This window comes from Burkholderia sp. Bp8984, assembly GCF_003853755.1.
Taxonomy (GTDB): domain Bacteria; phylum Pseudomonadota; class Gammaproteobacteria; order Burkholderiales; family Burkholderiaceae; genus Burkholderia.
This window is the reverse complement of the sequence record NZ_QTQN01000027.1, coordinates 35,202-50,241: the sequence shown is the minus strand read 5'-3', so window position 1 is coordinate 50,241 and position 15,040 is coordinate 35,202. Positions and strand designations below refer to the sequence as shown.

At 69.1% G+C, this 15,040-nt stretch carries 13 protein-coding genes; 3 read left to right on the top strand and 10 right to left on the bottom strand.

Annotated elements, in window-relative coordinates:
- Positions 1–76: 76 nt before the first annotated feature.
- Positions 77–418 carry an FKBP-type peptidyl-prolyl cis-trans isomerase gene (locus DID98_RS24960; protein ID WP_044846591.1) on the top strand — a complete coding sequence of 114 codons (342 nt, stop codon included), beginning with the start codon at positions 77–79 and terminating at the stop codon, positions 416–418.
- 26 nt (positions 419–444) lie between these two features.
- On the top strand, positions 445–1,212 hold the full coding sequence (locus DID98_RS24955; protein ID WP_124522640.1) for an AraC family transcriptional regulator: 768 nt from the start codon (positions 445–447) through the stop codon (positions 1,210–1,212).
- 280 nt (positions 1,213–1,492) lie between these two features.
- Here the strand turns inward: DID98_RS24955 and DID98_RS24950 are convergent, their stop codons facing one another.
- Positions 1,493–1,951, bottom strand: a complete 459-nt coding sequence (locus DID98_RS24950; RefSeq protein ID WP_124571626.1) for a helix-turn-helix domain-containing protein — start codon at positions 1,949–1,951, stop codon at positions 1,493–1,495.
- Positions 1,952–2,109: 158 nt separating this feature from the next.
- On the opposite strand from DID98_RS24950, the gene DID98_RS24945 reads away from it, so the two are divergent.
- Complete coding sequence (locus tag DID98_RS24945) at positions 2,110–3,345, top strand: MFS transporter (protein WP_124571625.1); 1,236 nt, start codon at positions 2,110–2,112, stop codon at positions 3,343–3,345.
- A 141-nt stretch (positions 3,346–3,486) separates the two neighbouring features.
- Here the strand turns inward: DID98_RS24945 and DID98_RS24940 are convergent, their stop codons facing one another.
- The 9 genes from DID98_RS24940 to DID98_RS24900 form a co-directional block, all read right to left on the bottom strand.
- Positions 3,487–4,611: a glycosyltransferase family 4 protein gene (locus DID98_RS24940; RefSeq protein ID WP_124486456.1), complete on the bottom strand. Its 1,125-nt coding sequence runs from the start codon at positions 4,609–4,611 to the stop codon at positions 3,487–3,489.
- A 41-nt stretch (positions 4,612–4,652) separates the two neighbouring features.
- Complete coding sequence (locus DID98_RS24935; protein WP_124486457.1) at positions 4,653–5,837, bottom strand: glycosyltransferase family 4 protein; 1,185 nt, start codon at positions 5,835–5,837, stop codon at positions 4,653–4,655.
- Positions 5,834–7,300 carry an O-antigen ligase gene (locus DID98_RS24930; RefSeq protein WP_044846597.1) on the bottom strand — a complete coding sequence of 489 codons (1,467 nt, stop codon included), beginning with the start codon at positions 7,298–7,300 and terminating at the stop codon, positions 5,834–5,836. Before DID98_RS24930 ends, DID98_RS24935 begins: the two co-directional genes overlap by 4 nt.
- A 10-nt stretch (positions 7,301–7,310) precedes the next feature.
- On the bottom strand, positions 7,311–8,447 hold the full coding sequence (locus DID98_RS24925; protein ID WP_124571624.1) for a glycosyltransferase family 4 protein: 1,137 nt from the start codon (positions 8,445–8,447) through the stop codon (positions 7,311–7,313).
- Positions 8,448–8,595: 148 nt separating this feature from the next.
- A complete protein-coding gene (locus tag DID98_RS24920) occupies positions 8,596–9,555 on the bottom strand; it encodes a glycosyltransferase family 2 protein (RefSeq protein ID WP_044846599.1) in 960 nt (319 codons plus the stop codon).
- A 62-nt stretch (positions 9,556–9,617) separates the two neighbouring features.
- Complete coding sequence (locus DID98_RS24915; RefSeq protein ID WP_044846600.1) at positions 9,618–11,843, bottom strand: polysaccharide biosynthesis tyrosine autokinase; 2,226 nt, start codon at positions 11,841–11,843, stop codon at positions 9,618–9,620.
- A gap of 50 nt (positions 11,844–11,893) precedes the next feature.
- On the bottom strand, positions 11,894–13,072 hold the full coding sequence (locus DID98_RS24910; RefSeq protein WP_124571623.1) for a polysaccharide biosynthesis/export family protein: 1,179 nt from the start codon (positions 13,070–13,072) through the stop codon (positions 11,894–11,896).
- Positions 13,066–13,509 carry a low molecular weight protein-tyrosine-phosphatase gene (locus DID98_RS24905; RefSeq protein ID WP_124486461.1) on the bottom strand — a complete coding sequence of 148 codons (444 nt, stop codon included), beginning with the start codon at positions 13,507–13,509 and terminating at the stop codon, positions 13,066–13,068. Before DID98_RS24905 ends, DID98_RS24910 begins: the two co-directional genes overlap by 7 nt.
- Positions 13,510–13,558: 49 nt before the next feature.
- On the bottom strand, positions 13,559–14,974 hold the full coding sequence (locus DID98_RS24900) for a UDP-glucose/GDP-mannose dehydrogenase family protein (RefSeq protein WP_124486462.1): 1,416 nt from the start codon (positions 14,972–14,974) through the stop codon (positions 13,559–13,561).
- Positions 14,975–15,040 lie beyond the last annotated feature (66 nt).

Genomic DNA, 15,040 nt, shown 5'->3' with positions numbered 1-15,040 from the left:
GCCCTCGCCGCCTGCGGCGGCCCCCTGCGCGCTCGCCTACAATAGCGGTTTTACCCAACCCCTTTCAGGAGAAGTCATGTCTGTCACCACGACCGCATCGGGCCTCAAGATCGAAGAGCTGACCGAAGGCACCGGCGCGGAAGCGCAAGCCGGCCAGACCGTCAGCGTCCATTACACGGGCTGGCTGACCGACGGTCAGAAATTCGACTCGAGCAAGGACCGCAACGACCCGTTCGCGTTCGTGCTCGGCGGCGGCATGGTCATCAAGGGCTGGGACGAAGGCGTGCAGGGCATGAAGGTCGGCGGCGTGCGTCGCCTGACGATCCCGCCGCAACTCGGCTATGGCCCGCGCGGTGCAGGCGGCGTGATCCCGCCGAACGCGACGCTCGTGTTCGAAGTCGAACTGCTCGCCGTCTGACGACGCCGCCGGCCGACGTCCTTCCGATGGAACGCATCCCGTCTCCCGCCATCGCGCTGCGCCGTTACGACACGTGCGAAGCGTCCGACGTGCACGACTTTCACCAGGTCGTGCTCGGCGTCGACGGCGCGATGGTGATGGCGGTGGACGGCGTCGGCCAGCGCATCGACCGGCACGCGGCCTGGCTGATTCCGGCCGGCTCGCGCCACGATTACGCGGGCCTCGGCGACAATCGCCAGCTCGTGCTCGACCTGCCCGCCGCGTCGCTCGCGGTGCCGCAGCGGCTGTTCGACAGCGCGCGTGCCGTGTCGATCGACCCGGCGCTGACGTCGCTCGTCGCGCAGGTCGCGACAGCGGCCGCGCAGCTCGACGGCCCGGCCGGCGACACGCGGCACGCGCATCGCTTCCAGTGGCAGGCCGCCGCGCGTCTGTGCGACGCGCTGCTCGGCGACGCCAGCCTCGCCGCGCCCGCGGCGGGCCTCGATTTCGCGCGCATCGACCGCTGGCTGCGCGCGCGGCTCGCGGAGCCGCTGCGCATCGCCGATCTCGCCGCGCACTGCGGCTACGGGATGCGCCGGTTTCACCAACTGTTCGTCGACGCGTTCGGCGAAACCCCGCATCGCTACCTGCAGCGGCTGCGGCTCGACGCCGCCGTCGTGCTGCTCGCCGACGGCCGCCATCCGCTCGTCGACATCGCCGGCATGGTCGGCTTCGCCGACCAGAGCACCTTCACGCACGCGTTCACGAAACGCTTCGGCGTCGCGCCGGGGCGCTGGCGCGGCGAACGGCACTGAGCGGCCGGACGCCACCCGTTTTCCTGCAATAGCGAACGCGATTGCGCCGATTGCGCCCCTGCGTCATGGCCGGATGGTTTTCGACAGGCGTTGTCATCGCGCGCGACATCGTGGCGCGCATGAAAGCGGTGCGCATCGGGCGGGGTCTGCAGCCGCTTGAACGGGACTCTCGGCCGCCACCGGGCGCGCGACCGATGCGGCGACGCCGCGCAACGGTAAAGACACGGTCCTTGCGTCGCACGGCGTCCGGGGTCATCACGTCCGGATCATCACGCCCATATCACCCCCGCTCGTCGCCCACTTTCCGCACGACCGTATCCGCCGCCTTCAACGGCCGACCATCGTCGTGCCGCAGCGCGAGCTTGCGGATCGCGCGGCCCGTCTTGCGCTCGACCAGGACAGAATGCGGCTCGCCGCGCGCGAACAGGTTCGCCTCGCCCCACTGCCGCAGCATCACGATCACCGGAAACAGCCCCTCGCCCTTCTTCGTCAACGCGTACTCCTGATACGCGCTGCCGTCCGACGCGGGCACGACGTCGAATACGCCCGCGTCCACCAGCATCCTGAGCCGGTCCGACAGGATATTGCTCGCGACGCCGAGGCTCGCGCGGAAATCGCCGAACCGGCGCACGCCGTCGAACGCGTCGCGCACGATCAGCAACGCCCAGCGATCGCCGACGATATCGGTCGCCCGTGCCACCGGGCACGGCGAATCCGCAAGACTTTTCTGCCTGGCCATGTTGTTCTCCGCTGTCGCGCCGGTTGCCTTCGCACGCGCCCGGCACGTCGGTGCGCGGACCCGTTGCCCGCCGCCCCACAAGTTGCATTTTAAAACTACTTTTCCTACACTCACACTGGTTTCAAATTGCAACTACTTAAGCGAGTGCGAGGCAGCCCATGGAATCGTCTTGTCGTTCGGGAACCGTCGCGTCCAGCGCGACATCGCGTGCCGCGCGCCCGGCCGATCGCGCGCGCGTATCCACGGCGCTCGTCGCGCTGCTGGCCGTCTGCTGCGCGGCAAGCGTCGCAAACGTGTACTACGCGCAGCCGCTGCTCGATTCGATCGCCCGCGATTTCCGCGTATCGCAGGCGACGGTCGGCGGCGTCATCACGGCGACGCAGCTCGGCTGCGCGCTCGCGTTGCTGTTCGTCGTGCCGCTCGGCGACCTGCTGAACCGCAAACGCCTGCTCGCCGTACAGCTTCTGCTGCTGACGGCGGCCTGCATCGGCGTGGCCGCCGCGTCGACGCGCGTCGCGTTGCTGGCGGGCATGGTCGCGGTCGGGCTGCTCGGCACCGCGATGACGCAAGGGCTGATCGCCTGCTCGGCCGCGCTTGCGGGGGCCGGCGAGCGCGGCCGCGTGGTCGGCGCGGCACAGGGCGGCGTCGTGATCGGTCTGCTGGCCGCACGTTCGCTGGCGGGTGTCGTCACGGATATCGCCGGCTGGCGTGCGGTCTACCTGGTGTCGGGCGCACTTGCGATCGCGATGCTGATCGCGCTGGCGCGGCTGTTGCCCGATGCGGACGCGCCGCGCGAGCGCATCGGCTACGCAGCGCTGCTCGGTTCGATGGTCACGCTGCTGCGCAACGAGCGCGTGCTGCGTGTGCGCGGAGCGATCGCGCTGCTGATGTTCGCGGCGTTCAGCATCTTCTGGAGCGCGCTCGTGCTGCCGCTGAGCGCGCCGCCGCACGCGATGTCGCATACGCAGATCGGCGCATTCGGGCTCGTCGGCGCACTGGGTGCGGCGGCCGCCGCGCGCGCGGGCCGGCTCGCGGATCGCGGGCTCGGCGAAGCGACGACCGGCGCCGCGCTCGCACTGCTCGCATGCTCGTGGCTGCCGCTCGCGTTCACCGGTACGTCGATCGCACTGCTGGTCGTCGGCATCGTGCTGCTCGACGTCGGCGGGCAGGCCGTCCATGTCGTGAACCAGAGCATGATCCTCGGCGCGCGGCCCGATGCGCATGCGCGCCTCGTCGGCTGCTACATGCTGTTCTATTCGATCGGTAGCGGACTCGGCGCGATCGCGTCGACGATGACGTATGCGCACGCGGGATGGATCGGTGTCTGCGGGCTCGGCGCGGCGGTCAGCGCGGCCGCGTTCGGCGTATGGGCCGTGACGTTCGGGCGTGCCTGAACGACGCGTGTCGAGCCCGGCGCGCGAGCCGCCGCATGCCCGGCTTCGAACGACAAAAGCCGGCTCGCCCGGATCGGGCGGCCGGCCTGCGAACCGGACGTGTATGCCGGCTCGACCGTCGCGGCGACGCGCCGCGTTCGCTTACCCCGCCGCCTGGATCGCCTCTTCGTACACGCCGGCGACGCGTCGCGCGATCACCGCGTTGTCGAAATGGTCGCGCGCGTAGCGCTTGCACGCCGCTTCGTCCGGCAACGCGATCGCGCCCGACAGCGCGCCGCCGAGCCCTTCCGCGATCGCGTCCGCACCCGTCGACGGCAGCACGAGGTCGTTGGACAGCCCGGCGACCGCCTCCGGCAGCCCGCCGACCGGTGTGACCAGCACCGGCGTGCCGGACGCGAGCGATTCGACGGTGATCAGCCCGAAGCCTTCGAGCGCGACGGTCGGCACGACGCTGACCGTCGCCGCGCGGTATAGCGCCGCGAGATGGTTGTCGGGCACGAAACCGAGCAGCTTCACGTTGTCCTGCAGCCCGGCTTCGTCGATGCGCTGCTGCAGTTCCTCGCCGATCTTGCCCTTGCCGGCGATCAGCAGCAGCACGTCCGGGTGACGATGCTTGACGAGGCCGATCGCGTCGATCAGGTCCTCCAGCCCCATGCGCCGCACGAGCCGGCGCACGGCCAGCACGATCGGCCGGTCCTGCGGCAGTTGCAGCTTGTGCCGCGCCTCGGCCGGCGTGAGCGGCGTGTCGAACTGCGCGGTATCGACGCAGCCGGGAATCACGCGCACGCGCGACGGATCGATCCCGTAGCGGTTCGTCAGGATCTGGCCGAACGCCTGCGACAGCACGATCAGGCGCGACGAGCGCGTATAGACGGCCTGTTCGAGATAGCGCTTCGCGCGCTGCCCGAGCGATGCGGCGCCCTCGACCTGGCTTTCGTCGGCCCACGGCCCCTGGAAGTGCGACACCTGCGGAATCCCGCGCGTGACGTCGAGCCCCGGGAACGTGTACAGCGCGAAGTGCGACGAAATCACGTCCGGCCGCTCGCTGCGGATCTCGTCGCGCAGCGCGCGGCGCGCGGCGAGCATGCGGCGCGCGAGCGGCTGCGACGCAGGTCCGAAGCCCTGGATCGCACCGCCCGTGTCGTCGGCGACCTTCGGCGAGCCGGCGACGAGCCCGCGCACCGCGACGCCCGCGCCCGGCAGCGCGCCGACGAGCGAGTAGTACATCCGATCGAGGCCGCCCGCGCGTTCGGGGAACCAGTGCATGCCGATTTGCAACGATTTGATCGGCCGGGAAGATTGAGACGTCACGGTTGCTCCTGCGTGATTGCATGCTCGACCCGCTCGAAGGCGGACGGCTGCGTGGGTTGGCCGATGCGCCGGTAAAGCGCGACGTACTGGGCGCCCATGTGGGCCCAGCCGAAACGGGTCATCAGTTCGCGGGCCGCGTCGCCCATCGCGCGACAGGTGTCGCGCGACGCCGCGAGCGAGCCGATCGCCTGCGCGAGCGCGGCCGGATCGTCCGGGTCTTCCAGCACGATCCCGCAATCGCGCGTGATGATCTCCGCGCCGCCGGCGGTGCGCGCGGTGACGACCGGCAGCCCGGCCGCCATCGCTTCCAGCAGCGACAGGCTCATCGCTTCGTAGCGCGACGGAAACACATACGCGTCGACCGAGCGCATCAGCGTCGGCATGTTCTTCACGAGCCCGAGGAAATGCACACGCGACGCGATGCCGAGCGCGCGCGCCTCGTCCGGATACGGGCTGCCGGGCAGATAGCCGGCCACCGCGAGATGGACGTTCGCCGGCAGTTTCGTCAGCGCCTTCAGCACGGTGCCGAGGTTCTTGCGCGGCGTGCGCAGGTCGCCGACGAACAGCAGCAGGAACGCGTCGTCCGGCAGCTTGAACGCCGCGCGATCGGCCTGCGCGCCCGCGAACGCGCTGCCGTCGACGCCGTTGTAGATCACGCTGATCTTGCGGCTGTCGATGCCGAGCCCGGCGATCTCGTCGGCCACCTTCTGCGACACGGCCGTGATCGCGCGCGAACGCTTGTACGCCCAGCGCTCGAGCGCCGTATTCACGCGTGTATAGACGTACTGGTACGCCGACCACAGCCCCTTCGTCGGGCCGAACGGGTAGTACGGGCTCTTGAACCAGCCGCCGTGCACGAAGTGCGCGGTGTTCACGTCGGCCTTGATCCACGAGATGAAGCCGTTCACGTGCAGCACGTCGTATTCGCCGCGATGCGCGCGCAGCCAGGCCGCGCTCTTGAGCGCGAACACCTGCTGCTTGACGAGATTCGACGGCCAGAAACCGCCGACCTTGACCGGCACCCAGCGCACGCGCGGGTCGGCCAGCAGCTCGGGCGCGACGTGCGACGCGACCAGCGTGACCTCGTAGTGTTCTGCCAGCGCCGCGCGCGCGATTTCGTAATTGACGCGGCCCTGCCCGTCGTTATGTCGCACGACGTGCGTGACGATCGCGATTCTCAATGGTCGCCTCCCCGTGAACGCGCGGCGGCCAGCAGGCGCTGTGCCTTTTGCCAGTGCGCCGCGGATAGTATGGAAAAAATGGCCGTGAACAGCAGCAGGCCGCCCGTGCCGATCAGCGAGTTCGTGAACACGAGCATCGCGAACACCGACAGGCACAGGCTCAGGCATGCGCCGACGAACTTGTCCTTGCGCAGCTTGAACGCCGCGCGCAGCGTGCGGGCGAGCAGCATCACGACACCCGACAGGTACAGCAGCGTGCCGGGCCAGCCGAGCACGAACGGCACGTTCATCACGCCGCTGTCGAAGCTGCCGTACTTGCCGAGCTCGCCGCTGTCGCTCGACAGCTTGGTGGACGCGCCGGTCGCGCCCATCCCTTCGCCGGCGACGTCGGTGAACGCCGTTTGCGCGAAGGTCGCGTAGAACTTGTTGCGGTCGTCGTAGCTGCGGTCGTCCTTCAGGTTCGTGATCGACTGCAGGCGCGCGCCGAGCCGGTCGGCCACCGGCCCGACGGTCAGGAGCGGCACGCACAGCCCGACCAGCACGACCCCGCTGATCAGGATCCGCATCCGCACGCGGTTGCTGGACTGCACGAGCTGGATCGCAAGCGCGATCACCCAGCCGCCCCAGGTCGAGCGCACGAGACACAGCGCGAACGACACGAAGCCGGCGGCGCCCGCGAACCAGCGGACCTTCTGCGGGGCCGCGAACACGAACACCAGCGCGCCCATGATCGCGAACGCGAACGGCCCCGACGAGTTCATCGTGCTGAATACCCGCACGCCGTACGGCACCGGCTCGCCCTGCGAACCCATGTCCGAGCCGATCATCCACAGCACGTCCCACTGCGGCATCACGAAGTACTGCACGACCCCGTACACGCCCATCACGAGCATGCCCCACATGAACGTGGACAGCAGCACGTCGCGGTACTCGGGATAGTCGCGCGCGTTGACCATGATGTGAAAGCCGATCAGCACCGGGTACACCCAGTTCGCGAGGTCGTAGGTCGCGGCCATCACGCCGCTCGACACGATCCCGACGAGGTACGCGTACGTCAGCCCGAACAACATCAGCAGCACGGGAATCCCGCGCCGCTGGGCAAGCACGCGGTAATGCCTGAGCAGCCCCAAGCCGGCGATCATCGTCACCGCGAGCGGCGCGACCTGGATCAGGCTCGTCGGCGTGAACGCGCCCTTCGACCAGTCGGCGAGACGCCGCACTTCGGGGCTCAGGAACCACACCCACCACATGAAGCCGACGTAGCGCGCCGGGCTCTTGAAATACAGCCAGATGCCGACCGCGATCGCCAGCACCGGAAACGCGAGCGTCAGCACCTTGCCCTGGTGAATGGCGATCAGCGCGGCGGTCAACGTCCACAGCCCGGCCTGCCCGACCCAGTGCTTCGGTTCGGGTAACCGGCTGCGGCTGCGCGACGGTGCGCGTTCGGCGGCAATCGTACTCATCGATCCGCTCTCACCGCGACGACGGGCGCGAATCCGCGAGCGGCATCGCGAGACCGGCGGCCGCCGGCGTGCGACGCCGCCGCAGCAGGTCGCGTGTGATCCGCACGTGCTGCTCGGCGAACGCCTGCGTGGTCAGGTCGCGCTCGCGCAGGCACGCGGCCGCGGCACGCGCGCATTCGAGCGCGGCGGCCGGATCGGCCACGAAGCGATCGGCGGCCTGGCGCATCGCCGCTGCGTCGAACGCCGGCACGTAGGCGGCCGTGTCGTGCGGGAAGTAGTCGCTGAGGCCGCCCACGTCGGACACGATCATCGGCTTGCCGACCGCCGCCGCCTCGAGCATCACGGTGATGCCCGACGCATGGAAGTTCGGCCGCAGCGGCACGACGATCACGTCAGCCCATGCGTACAGCTCGTGCTGCTTCGCGAGGCCCGATGCCGAGCCGATCTTCACGTTCGGCGCATGCCACTCGCGCGGCACGCGGCGGCGCGTCGCGAGCCGCACGTCGTAGCGCTCGTCGCCGCCGAACGCGGCGAGGAACGTGCGCCAGTCGCGGTCGCGGTCGTTGCCGATCGCGGCGATCCGCAGCGGCCGGTTCGGCTTCCATTGCTGCGGGTCGGCCGGCGGGAAGTCCTGCGTGTTCAGCCCGTAGTAGACGAACTCGGCCTCACGCCCGAGATAGCGGCGGCACAGCTCGGCGTTGTCGCGGGCGAGCGTCGTCAGCGCGTCGGCGCGCGCGAGCAGCTTGCGGTACAGCCAGCGGCGCGGGCCGCCGAAGGTGTTCCACTTGTCGAACAGCCACACGCTCTGCGCGAGCAGCAGCGGGCGCTTGCCCTGCGCGCCGGCGAGCTTCAGGACCAGCGCGGCGGCGAGGTGCTCCTGCTCGGTGTGCGTCCAGATCACGTCCGTGCTCAGCAGCGCGGCGCGATTGCGCCATGCGTGCACGACGTCGAAGCCGAGCGCCGCCTTCAGCGCACGGCGCGCGAGGCTCGCGACGCGGTTCTCGCGGCGGTCCTGCGAATAGGTCAGCCGGAATTCGTCGGATTCCGCGTGGTGATAGCCGTACAGGCAGCCGATGTTCTCGCCTTGTCGATAGGTACGCGGATCGGCACCGTAAAACAGGTGAACGTGAACCTTCGTCGAAGTCATGTCAGCCTCCGCCAGGCCGTCGGATGCACCGACGGGCAAGCTTCAGGGAGCTGGAGGGGCTGCGCCCCTCCAAGCGAATCAAGTGAGCGCGGGAGTCGGACCATTTCATGCCCTTCGCGGGTGGCCGTGCATCGTGCGCGCGGCCCGTTCAAGACGTCACCGGCGGCATCGCCGCACGGTGGGGGGCAAGATTCGCGCGGCGCGCCTCGCGCGCGCCGCGGCGCACCGCGCGCCAGTGGTCGCGCACGCGGTCGCGCCGCGCGGTGTGCAGCGACAGCAGCACGTGCGCGAAACCCGGGTAGACGCGCGTGCCGACCAGCGTCCACCACCACCACGCGATCTCGCGCCGCAGCGGCGGCAGATGCTCGCGCAGGATCAGGTGCAGGTTGTACGCGCCGTTGCTGATCGCATTCAGCGACGCGGCGTCGCGCCGGTCGTCGTCGAAACGCTCGGCCGGAAAATGGTCGACCGCGATCGCCGGGTCGTAGACGAGCTTCCAGCCGTCGCGCTGCACGTGCATGCTGAAACCCATGTCGTTGTGCACCTGCGCACCGGCGCCGCGCAGCCGCGTGTCGAAGCGCAGCCGCTCGATCGCGGCACGGCGGTAGCTCATGTTCGCGCCCTTGAGCATGTCGACTTCGCGCGCGCCGCCGACGCCCAGGTGATGGTTGCCGACGATCTTGCCGGACAGTGTGAGCTGGCCGACGAGTTCGCGCGATTCGTCGAGCACGCGACCCTTCTCGTGCACCCAGTCGCGGCCGCCCACCGCGCCGACGCGCGGGTCGGCGAGGAACACGGCCTCGATGCGCGCGAGCCAGTCGGCGTGCGGCGCCGCGTCGTCGTCGGTGATCGCGACGATGTCGCCGTGCGCCGAGTCGAGCCCCTTGTTCAGCGCGGCGACCTGCCCCGGCACGTCGACCGGCACGATCCGCAGCGGCAGCGCGCCGCCGACCGACGGATCGGCGAGGCGCTCGTGCGTGGCATCGTCCTCCGGGCGCGCGACGACGATCACCTCGTCGGGCAGCCGCGCCTGGCGCTGCAGCGCCAGCAGGCAGCGCGCGAGGTCGGCGGGACGCCGGTAGGTCGGAACGAGCACGGAAATTTTCATCGAAAGTTCTCCAGTCGGCCGGGCCGATGCGGCTCGCGCCGGCCCGGTTTCGTGCAATGCGGTCAGGCGCTCAGGTATTCGTGGACGGCCGCATAACCGCGGCCGTAGCCGCGTGCCTTCGGCGGCACGCCGTTGAAGATCCCGCCTTCCAGATCGACGCCCGCGGTGCGCAGGCGCTTGATCGCGTCGGCGATCTCGCCTTCGGTATGCATGCCCGAGCGCAGCACCAGGAAGGTCGCGCCGGCCATGCGGCCGATGATGGTCGCGTCGGTCACCGCCAGCACCGGCGGCGAGTCGATCAGCACGACGTCGTAGCGCTTGCCGAGCCCTTCCAGGTATTGCGGCAGACGGGCCGACATCAGCAGTTCCGACGGGTTCGGCGGGCGCGTGCCGGCCGAGATGAACGACAGGCCCTGCACCGGCGTCTCGCGGATCGCGTCCTCGAGCGACGACTGGTCGCTCAGCAGCTCGGACAGGCCCGGCTGCGCGGTGAGGCCGAAGTAGCGGTCGAGCATGCCGCGCCGCATGTCGGCGTCGACCAGCAGCACACGCTTGCCGGAATGCGCGAGCAGCACCGCGAGGTTGACCGTCAGGAAGCTCTTGCCGATGCCCGGCGTCGGGCCGGTCAGCACGACCACGCGGTTCTTCGCGTCCATCATCGCGAACTGCATCGCGGTGCGCAGGCTGCGCATGCTTTCGACGCTCAGGTCCTTCGGACGCAGGCTCGCGAGGATCGGCCGCGCGCGGCCGCCGCCCTTCTCGGCCATGGCGTCGAGCTTCACCTGCTCGGCGCTTTGCGGCACCAGCCCGTACAGCGGCAGGTTGAACGTGCGCTCGACGCGGTCCGGATCCTCGATGCCCTGGAACAGGTTGCGACGCAGGAACACGATGCCGGTGCCGAGGATCAGCCCGAGGAACACCGCCGCCGACAGGATCAGCACCTTCTTCGGCTTGACCGGATCGCCCGGGCGCAGCGCCGAATCGACGAGGTGGATGTTGCCGCCCGTGCCGGCCTTCTGCACCGACAGCTCCTGCACGCGGTTCAGCAGCAGCACGTAGATGTCCTCGGCCACCTTCGCGTCACGCTGGAGCTGGACGGCCTTCACTTCGGTGGCCGGCAGGCTGCGGAAGCGGTTGCTGAACTTGTCCTTCTCGCCCTGCAGTTCCGCGAGCTGCTGCTTCGCGGCGATCACCATCGGGTGCGAATCGGTGAAGCGCTGCGCGAGCGACGCGAGCTGCAGGCGCTGCGCGGCGATCTGCTGCTCGTACTGCACGCTGCCTTCGAGGTAGACCTTCGCCTCGTCGCTCGCGTTGATCGAGCCGGACGTGCGCTGGTACTGCGTCAGTGCGGCTTCCGCGCGCTCGAGGTCGGACTTCAGGCGCGGTTCCTCGCCCTTCAGGAAGTCGAGCATCTTGGTCGCTTCGGCCTGCTTCGCGATCACGTGCTGGTTCAGGTACGACTGCGCGAGCGCGTTCGCGATCGCGGCGGTCTGGTCCGGGTCCTTGCCTTCGAGCGAGATCTGGACGACGCCCGTCTGCTTGCCCTGCTCGGACACCTGGATGCCCGACTGGAAGCCGGTGATCGCATCGAGATCGTTGTAGCGGACCACCGTGAATTGCGTGCCCGGACGCGCGACGAGCTTCTGCACGAGCAGCGTCACGCCGCCTGCCTGCTCCGATTCGCCGACACGGCCCGACAGAAGACGGTTGCCGTTCTGGTCGACCAGCGTGTAGGTGCCGTTCGGGCCGGCCGTCAGCGTCAGCTTCTTGCCTTCGAGCGCGGGCACGACGTTGATCGTGTCGATGTCGGCGACTTCGCCGCCCCATGCGTACGAGCGCAGGCCGAACCACGCACGCGCCGGTTCGCCCGGCGTCGCGACGCGCGCGGCCAGGCTGCCGAGCACCGGCAGCGTCTTCGGCGCGACCGAGAAGTTCAGCTTGAACTGCTCGACGACCGGCGCGACGACGCCGCGGCTCTTGATGATCTCGATTTCCGCTTCGGTCGGCGCCTGCTGCGGACCGCTGTTGATCATCGCGCCCGTCTGCGTCTGGGTGAGCGCCTGCGACGTGTTGTCGTTGCCCTCGACCCGCACGTGCACGTCGGCCTGATAGACCGGCTTCGCGATGTAGCAGTACAGGCCGGCCATCGCGATGACGGTCACCGCGATGCCGAGCAGCAGCCAGATGTCGTCCATGAGCACCTGGAGCAGCTGGCCGAGGACGACGTCCTCTTCCTCGGTTTTCGCGGTCAGATCCGCGTAGGAGTGTTTCGCTTGCGTGTTCACCATTCGTTCCCGCTTGAGTGGTGCCGGGGGGCAGGCGCCGCCCCGGCGGGCTATCAGCGCGTGATTTGCCGCATGTAGAAGATCGTCTGGATCGTCGGCAACACCTGCTGCAGCACGCGGTTGAACTGCACCGAGCCGGCCGTGCTGACGTAGACGACGTCGAGCGGCTGGAGCGGGAAGCGGCTCGACAGCATCAGCGCATCCGGCTGCGTCATGTCGAGGCGGAACACTTCCGGCTTCGTCGGGTTGTCGCGCATGCCGCGCATCACGTAGATCTTGCGCGGGTTCGCGTCGGTGTCGAGGATGCCGCCGCCGGCCGTCAGCGCATCGGCGATGGTCAGCTTGCCCTTGAGCATCGGCACGGTGACCGGCGTCTTGACCTCGCCCATGATGAACACGCGGCTGTCGCTGCGGTCCGGCACGTTGACGATGTCGCCCGGCTGCAGCATCACGTTCTGCTTCACTTCGCCGCGATCGAGCACGCCGTTCGCGTCGAGCGTGTAGAGCTTGCCGTCGCGCGTCAGGCGCACGCGCTGCAGGTCGGCCTCGTTGGTCGAGCCGCCCGAGCGCGAGATCGCGTCGACGAGCGTCAGCGGCACGTCGCTCACCGCGAGCGGGCCCGGCTGCTTCACCTCGCCCGTCACCTGCACCTTCTGGCTGCGGAACGACAGCACGCGCACGTCGAGCTGCGGATTCTTCACATAGCGCGCGAGGGTCGATGCCATCTGCTCGCGGATCTGCGCGACCGTCTTGCCCGCCACGCGGATGCGGCCGACGAACGGGAAGAAGATCGTGCCGTCGGCAGCGACCGTCTGGCCGTATGGATCGGCCTGGCCCGGCAGCGCGGTCGTATACGGCTGCTGCAGCGCGCCTGCGACCGACTGCGTCGTGTTGCCGCCGCTCGAGAACGACTGGCCCTGCGGCGTCGTCAGCTCGGGGTGATCCCACACCGTGACGCCGAGGATGTCCTGCGGACCGACGCGGTACACGTACTCCGACGGATCGGTGTATCGGCCCGGCGGCAGCGGATGCTCGACCTGCTGCCTCTGCAGCTGATCCATCACCAGCTTCGCGTCGATGTAATGAACCGGATAGGTTTCGGCCTGCCCTTGCCGGCCTTCGTCCTTCAGGTTCGACGAGTCGAGATAGTTGCCGGGCGCGCTCGCGCAGGCCGACAGGAATGTCGTCATCGCGACGGCGAGCGCCAGCGGGCGCATGGGACGTTTCAGCATAGTTTTTGCAGCCATCCTTGAACCAGACGTTCGATCAATGAGTAGCTCTCGCGATAGTCGGCCTCGGGGCCGCCATGCGGATCCGCGATCTCGGCGTCCTCCCACTTGCCCAGCAGGTGGACCTTGCCGCGCGCGAACGGATCGACCGCCTCGACGGCCTTGATCTGTTCGCGCTCGCTGACGAGAATCAGGTCGGCGTCGCGCACGATCCGGCGCGACAGCCGCCGCGAACGGTGCGTCGTCGCATCGACGCCGCGCTCGGCGAGAAGTTGGCGCATCACCGGATCGATGCCGTCGCCGTCGTTGGCACGCACGCCGGCGGAGTGGAACGTCACGCGCGGGCCGCCACGCGACGCCGCGTGCGACTTGAACAGCAGTTCCGCCGCCGGGCTGCGGCAGACGTTCGCGTGACAGACGATCAGGATGTTGCGGAACATGGCGTCTCGATTCGGTAACGGGTAACGACGGGTAACGGCAACGCGCCGGTTACGCGTTCGCGCGCGCGGCGCCCGGCACGCGCGCGGCGACTGCCTGGCGCGAGCCGGGGCGGCCGATCGGGTGGTATTCGATGCCCTGCTCGCTCATCGTCTCCGGCTCGTACAGGTTGCGGCCGTCGAAGATGACCGGCGACTTCCACAGGCGGCCGAGCGCGACGAAATCCGGGCTCTTGAATGCCTTCCATTCGGTGACGATCACGAGCGCATCGGCGTCGCGCGCGGCCTGCGCCTCGTCGTCGACGAAGCTGAGGCGCTCGAGCCAGCTCGGGTGATCCGCGAGATCGAGCGCGAGCACGCGGCGCGCTTCCTGCTGCGCGACCGGGTCGTACGCGGCGATGCGCGCGCCGCGCGACAGCAACTCGGCGATCAGCTCGCGGCTCGGCGCTTCGCGCATGTCGTCGGTGTTCGGCTTGAACGCGAGACCCCAGATCGCGAACGTGCGACCGGTCAGGTCCTCGCCGAAGCGCGCGACGATCTTGTCGGCCAGCACGCGCTTTTGCGTCGCGTTCACCGACGACACGGCCTTCAGGATCTGCAGCGCCTGGCCGTGCTCGTCGGCGGTGCGGATCAGCGCCTCGACGTCCTTCGGGAAGCACGAGCCGCCATAGCCGCAGCCCGCGTACAGGAAGTGATAGCCGATGCGCGGATCGGAGCCGATCCCGCGGCGCACGGCCTCGATGTCCGCGCCGAAGCGGTCGGCCAGGTTCGCGAGCTCGTTCATGAACGAGATGCGCGTCGCGAGCATCGCGTTCGCCGCGTATTTCGTGAATTCGGCCGAGCGCACGTCCATGTACAGCGTGCGTTCGTGGTTGCGGTTGAACGGCGCGTAGAGCTTCTTCATCAGCTCGCGCGCGCGTTCGCCCGGCACGTCGTCGTCGCAGCCGATCACGATGCGGTCCGGCCGCGTGAAATCGTCGACCGCCGCGCCTTCCTTCAGGAATTCCGGATTCGACACGACCGAGAACATCGGCGCGTCGCCGCCGCGCTTCGCGAGTTCCTCGGCGACCGCCGCACGCACGCGCTCGGCCGTGCCGACCGGCACCGTCGACTTGTCGACGATCACCTTGAAGCCTTTCATATAGCGGCCGATGTTGCGCGCCGCCGCGAGCACGTACTGCAGGTCGGCCGAGCCGTCCTCGTCGGGCGGCGTGCCGACCGCGATGAACTGCACGTCGCCGTGCGCGACCGCGGCCTCGATGTCGGTCGAGAAGCGCAGGCGGCCGGCCGCGCGATTGCGCGCGATGACTTCCTTGAGGCCCGGCTCGTGGATCGGCACGCCGCCGTTGTTCAGGACGTCGATCTTCGCCTGATCGACGTCGAGGCAGAACACGTCGTGCCCGATGTCGGCGAGACAGGCGCCGGTGACAAGACCTACGTAACCGCTGCCGATGATAGTCAGATTCATGATGTGTCGGACCTCGTGACCAATGATTCGAAATTCGTGAAACCGGGGTGTCCGCGCGCGTTGCGC

Excerpts from the sequence above, each read along its gene's own strand:
- DID98_RS24960 (WP_044846591.1), top strand. The coding sequence starts at position 77 with ATGTCTGTCACCACGACCGCATCGGGCCTCAAGATCGAAGAGCTGACC.
- DID98_RS24955 (WP_124522640.1), top strand. The coding sequence starts at position 445 with ATGGAACGCATCCCGTCTCCCGCCATCGCGCTGCGCCGTTACGACACG.
- DID98_RS24950 (WP_124571626.1), bottom strand. The coding sequence starts at position 1,951 with ATGGCCAGGCAGAAAAGTCTTGCGGATTCGCCGTGCCCGGTGGCACGG.
- DID98_RS24945 (WP_124571625.1), top strand. The coding sequence starts at position 2,110 with ATGGAATCGTCTTGTCGTTCGGGAACCGTCGCGTCCAGCGCGACATCG.
- DID98_RS24940 (WP_124486456.1), bottom strand. The coding sequence starts at position 4,611 with ATGCACTGGTTCCCCGAACGCGCGGGCGGCCTCGATCGGATGTACTAC.
- DID98_RS24930 (WP_044846597.1), bottom strand. The coding sequence starts at position 7,300 with ATGAGTACGATTGCCGCCGAACGCGCACCGTCGCGCAGCCGCAGCCGG.
- DID98_RS24925 (WP_124571624.1), bottom strand. The coding sequence starts at position 8,447 with ATGACTTCGACGAAGGTTCACGTTCACCTGTTTTACGGTGCCGATCCG.
- DID98_RS24920 (WP_044846599.1), bottom strand. The coding sequence starts at position 9,555 with ATGAAAATTTCCGTGCTCGTTCCGACCTACCGGCGTCCCGCCGACCTC.
- DID98_RS24915 (WP_044846600.1), bottom strand. The coding sequence starts at position 11,843 with ATGGTGAACACGCAAGCGAAACACTCCTACGCGGATCTGACCGCGAAA.
- DID98_RS24910 (WP_124571623.1), bottom strand. The coding sequence starts at position 13,072 with ATGCTGAAACGTCCCATGCGCCCGCTGGCGCTCGCCGTCGCGATGACG.
- DID98_RS24905 (WP_124486461.1), bottom strand. The coding sequence starts at position 13,509 with ATGTTCCGCAACATCCTGATCGTCTGTCACGCGAACGTCTGCCGCAGC.
- DID98_RS24900 (WP_124486462.1), bottom strand. The coding sequence starts at position 14,974 with ATGAATCTGACTATCATCGGCAGCGGTTACGTAGGTCTTGTCACCGGC.